Source organism: Mycobacterium sp. (assembly GCF_036273375.1).
Classification (GTDB): domain Bacteria; phylum Actinomycetota; class Actinomycetes; order Mycobacteriales; family Mycobacteriaceae; genus Mycobacterium.
In genome coordinates this window covers 1-4,395 of record NZ_DASUHS010000032.1, presented here as the reverse complement: position 1 = coordinate 4,395, position 4,395 = coordinate 1, and the positions used below count along the sequence as shown (strand labels likewise).

At 61.4% G+C, this 4,395-nt stretch carries 4 protein-coding genes; 3 read left to right on the top strand and 1 reads right to left on the bottom strand.

The genetic code is table 11. The features are described 5' to 3' along the window. The first annotated feature begins 197 nt into the window (after positions 1–197). From VFW69_RS03580 to VFW69_RS03570, 3 genes are all read left to right on the top strand, one after another. On the top strand, positions 198–1,298 hold the full coding sequence (locus tag VFW69_RS03580) for a hypothetical protein (protein WP_526498244.1): 1,101 nt from the start codon (positions 198–200) through the stop codon (positions 1,296–1,298). A gap of 427 nt (positions 1,299–1,725) precedes the next feature. Then, positions 1,726–3,186, top strand: a complete 1,461-nt coding sequence (locus VFW69_RS03575; RefSeq protein ID WP_526498246.1) for a phosphatase PAP2 family protein — start codon at positions 1,726–1,728, stop codon at positions 3,184–3,186. Between the two features lie 351 nt (positions 3,187–3,537). Further along, positions 3,538–3,690: a hypothetical protein gene (locus VFW69_RS03570; RefSeq protein ID WP_526498242.1), complete on the top strand. Its 153-nt coding sequence runs from the start codon at positions 3,538–3,540 to the stop codon at positions 3,688–3,690. A 275-nt stretch (positions 3,691–3,965) separates the two neighbouring features. Here the strand turns inward: VFW69_RS03570 and VFW69_RS03565 are convergent. Further along, positions 3,966–4,395: zinc-binding dehydrogenase (locus VFW69_RS03565; protein WP_526498240.1), on the bottom strand; the 430-nt coding region annotated here is incomplete at its 5' end.

Below are 4,395 nucleotides of genomic sequence, written 5' to 3'. Positions count from 1 at the left end.
CAGCCAATGTACGTCGAAAGCGTGTAGCGCGCTGCGATCACCACGCTATCGTCGGAAGACATGCGCGAACGGGAAGTCGAGGACGTGGGTGGCGGGCTGAAGCTCGCCTGGCCTGGACCGGCTGGCGCGGTCATCAGTGTTAACTCACTGTTCGCCCTCCTCGTTGGAGTGAGCCGGTGGCAGACGACGGCGTAGCAATGAAGTGGCCATTTGAAGGTCACTTTGTTGTTGGCGGTTCAGGCCTATACGTGAGCATCGGCTGCTTGGGTCGCACGTTCACCTCACGCACCGCAAGCTATGACCTCACCATCGGTTTACCGCAGGTCGATAACAGACCGGATCCGTTCCCCCCGGAGATTAGGCAGCGTCTGGGTGAGCCACCCTCCATGCCGAAATGGGACTTGATCCCGCCTGCATGGGCTCACGGCCCAAGGGACGAGAACGAGCGTGTTGAAGAAGAACACATCAGCCCTGTCTGGGGCGCGATTCTTGACGACGGCAGAGCCGAAAAGGTGTATCCCGAGTCCGCAAGGGACTGCGCCGTCGTCGTCCGATGCCGCTTCTATACGACGCTCGCCGCGGCTAATGGCGATCAGTTCGAAGCTGCTGCCGAGGGGTTCCTGAGCGAGCTTGATGACTGGTGGAAACGGTTCACGTCATGGGTGGGCATCCTGACAGCGCAAGACTTCGTCGGGTTGGGTGGATATCCCGGTGGTGCCACCAGATCCAGGCCGCTGTTGACGTGGACGGGTGACACTGCTGGGCAGCGGGCGAACGTGAATTACCGCTCGTACTTCCCACCGCCAAGGTTGGGCTTTGCAGCGAGCACGTTGCAGTTGGACCTTCTGGAAGCGTGTGTAACCGCCACCGGCGAGCAAGATCCGCCTCCTGCGGAATGGCTGTTCATTCGCGATGCACGGGCGCTTGTAAACGCAGGTCAGATCCGGCGGGCGGTACTTGATGCGGGAACTGCTGCCGAGCTTGCGATGACAACGTTGGTCGACCGGCATCTCGAGCAGGCACATGCCGAAGAGGCGGTCAGGAAGGCGCTCACCCGTGGCTATAACACCCTTGGCGGTAAGCGAGAACTACTTGAGTTGCTCCGGCCCGGTCTGCTGCCTGACGGCGTTCAGACCGACTTAATCAATGTGCGCAATACGGCTAGTCACGGTCGCAGCAGGGCTGGTCGACGTTGGGACGAAATAACTGCTGAGCAAGGAGCGAAAGCAGTCGAGATCGCCACGACGATAGTCGAATTGGCTCATCCCCTCGCAAGCCTCTTACCAATTTCAGGTTGACTGCAGCTGCGGCGCGAGGGGGGTTTGCTGTGGGCCGCTCGGTCCCCGTTGGGGTCCCACCAGCGTTATTCGGAGGTACCCGCGCACCCCAACGCGCACCCCAACCAGGTCGGAATCGGGGGTGTCCGGCGCGGTTCGCTGATCGTCGGATATCACGCTGACCTGCATGGCTGATGTTCGCGAACGTTCGTTCGAACCCCACTATTGAAGCTGGGGGTCAAGTGGTCGCAGGTTCAAATCCTGTCAGCCCGACCAAGTCAGACGGTAATTCAAACTCAGTTGATTGCTTAAATGTGGCGACCCCAATTGTCGGCGGAGCTTCTTGTCGAACCCACCGTGGTGGCCCTCCTGGGGGATTAACGCCTCTGATGGCGATCTGACACCTAAAATTCTGCCGGTGTTCATCGGCGATGTGCGACGAGCGTTGATGCGTGTGCAACTGACGCGCACCTGGCCGACGATCGCGGTCGCGATGATTGTCATGTTGCTTGTCGGATTGCAGGTCACTGCGACCAATGCCGGATTTCAGGGTCCGCTGCATAGCCTGTTCAGCGACTACGTCGCTGCCCCGAAGTCGGCCACGGTCTCGTGGGTCGGTTTCGGCGTGGCCATGGCTGGATTGCCCAACCGATGCCGGATCGTCGCGCTGTCGGTGGCCGTGGTTCTCGACGTTGTTTTCGCTGTGGAGAGATTGTTGCGTGGTGGTGTGTTGGCTTTCGGCAACGGGCCGCTGATCGTGCTCACCGGATTGGCTCTGGTGGCATTGCAACGCTGGGAGAAGGCCGAACTCACCCCCGCCTTCCGCGGAGTCGCTTTCGGCCTTTTGCTCATCATCGCGACAAAAGTCGGCGATACCTGGTTGCGGATCACCGCGATTACTCGGCCAATGGTGTTCGACGAGTATGCGCTTTTAGCCGATCACGCACTCGCACAGCCGTCCTGGCTATTCGGCCGGCTCGTCCAGGCAGGCGGACCGGTTCTTAACGCCGCGTTTCACTGGGTGTACATCGAGTTGCCCATCGCGGCAATGGTGGTTGCGATCTACCAGCTGCGCAACGTCCGCACCGTCGGCTGGCCGCGTCACTTTCTGGTGCCGACATTCCTGCTGCTCGGACTGATCGGCCCCGTGATCTACGTGTTGTTCCCATTAGTCGGCCCCGATTTCGCGTTCGGCGGTGCGGGCCGGGGCTTTCAAGTCGGCGACTACTGGCCACACGCTTTGCCGCCGATTGATCTGTTACCGAGAGCGGTTGCCTTCGACGACCAAACTCCGCGTAACTGCATGCCGTCGATGCATACGGCCTGGGCGCTGGCGGTCTTCATCCATTCCCGTCGTGGACCACGTTGGCTGCGCACGGGCGGCACGTTCTGGATGGTGTGCACCATCGCAGCGACACTTGGCTTCGGCTACCACTACGGAGTTGACCTCGTGGCGGGTGCGGTGTTGTGCCTGACTGTGGAGGCGGCATTGCGCGATCCGTTGCGTGGCCGGATCTGGTCGCGGATGGGGTTGGTGACCTTCGGGGCGGCGTTCTTAGCAGTCCTGTTGCTGTGCTGCCGTTATCTTGCAGAGGCCATGGCACACCATCCTCTACTCTTCGGCCCGCTCATTATCGGGACGACGATGGTTTTCAGCACCGCCTTCTACGCGACCTTCTTTGCCCGGCCAACCGCGCCTATGGAAGCTAGGCCTCTGGAGGTTCGCAGCAGCTTCTCCGCAGCCATGCGTCCTATCCGTGGGCCTTGCGTCGGTCCAGCTGCTATAGCGTCGAGCGATGGGCACGATTCGGCCGCAGCGGCGATCCGTAATCCGCTTATTTCTTGGAAGTCTGGCCGATTGGAAGCCAGGCGAAATCGAATCCGCCGACGTATCCAAGGAACGGTGTAAGTGGGCGGGCACTGTTCTTGAACTTCTTGGCGAGGAGTGCCCCGACGACCTCGAAATGATGGCTCTTCAGTCTTTGGCGCGGGCAGCGTTAGCCCTCTGCGCCGACCCACAGGACGCCGACGTCGCCGCGTGGATGGAGGAGGCTGGCAGAAGATTACTGGAGATCAGCCAACTGAGTTCTTAACGGGGCGCCGGCCTCGGCGGCAACCGTCGGGGAGATGGATCGACGGGGTCCCGACCGAGATAGTCGTGTTCTAGCCGAGCGATGAGAGATTCTGCCTCTCTGATGTCTCGACGTAGCGTCGTTGCTTCCATTCGCAATGCGCCCGAACGGGCGTTGCTAGCCCTTACATGCTGACGCTCGATCCACGCGACCTTGCTGTTCATCTCGACCAGCTGGACGCGCAACAACCGGGTGAACTCGACAGCCTGAGCGGTCTGCCATCGATCCATCCGATGATCTTCCCCCACGCCGGCTATCTACCCGACCGGTTCCGGCGTTAAAACTGGGCCGCCCCCGAGGAGAGCAGGACGACCCGACCTTAGGCCAGCCGCCCGCTGAGTCCTCAAATCAAAACTCACCGGGGCGGTTCACGTTGGTCATTAGAACGTGCGGGGGCGAGGCTGGCCGACTGAGCGCATAGGCCCATTTATCGATGGCGTCATACACGCGGTGGTTTTCGCACGTGGCGGGCCAGTTCGCAGCTCGTGGCGAACAACTTTGCCTCAGGTTTGTCTCACGAAAGTGGCGAATCGTCAGCCGCCCGCTGTGCGCGCGTTCATCGCCCCGCCACTTTCAGCAGGATCTTGCCGCCACGGAGGAGATGTTGCACCGCGTCCTGGATGTGCTCCAGGGGGTACGTGGCCGCCACGGGGACAACGAGGGTGCCGTCGGCGACCAGCGGTGCCGCCTCACGAATGACAGGCAGCACCTTCTCGCGGTAGTCGAAGTCGCCGACAAAGAATCCGCGGACGGTGAGGTGCTTGGCGACCAGCCTCGAGGTGTCGACCCACATGGGTTCGTCCCTGGCCCAGGAATAGCTGACCAACCATCCACCGTCGGAGAGCAATTCGAGCAGCCGCGCCACCCCCGGACCACCGACGGCTTCCACTGCCAGCGCCACTCGCGCGTCCGGCCGCGGATTTACCTGTTCGACGAGCCACTCGGACACCGATCGCACGTCGCAGAACAGGCGGTCTCGATACTTG

Bases quoted from the DNA above. Each gene is read 5' to 3' on its own strand.
- VFW69_RS03580 (WP_526498244.1), top strand. From the start codon at position 198: ATGAAGTGGCCATTTGAAGGTCACTTTGTTGTTGGCGGTTCAGGCCTA.
- VFW69_RS03575 (WP_526498246.1), top strand. From the start codon at position 1,726: ATGCGTGTGCAACTGACGCGCACCTGGCCGACGATCGCGGTCGCGATG.
- VFW69_RS03570 (WP_526498242.1), top strand. From the start codon at position 3,538: ATGCTGACGCTCGATCCACGCGACCTTGCTGTTCATCTCGACCAGCTG.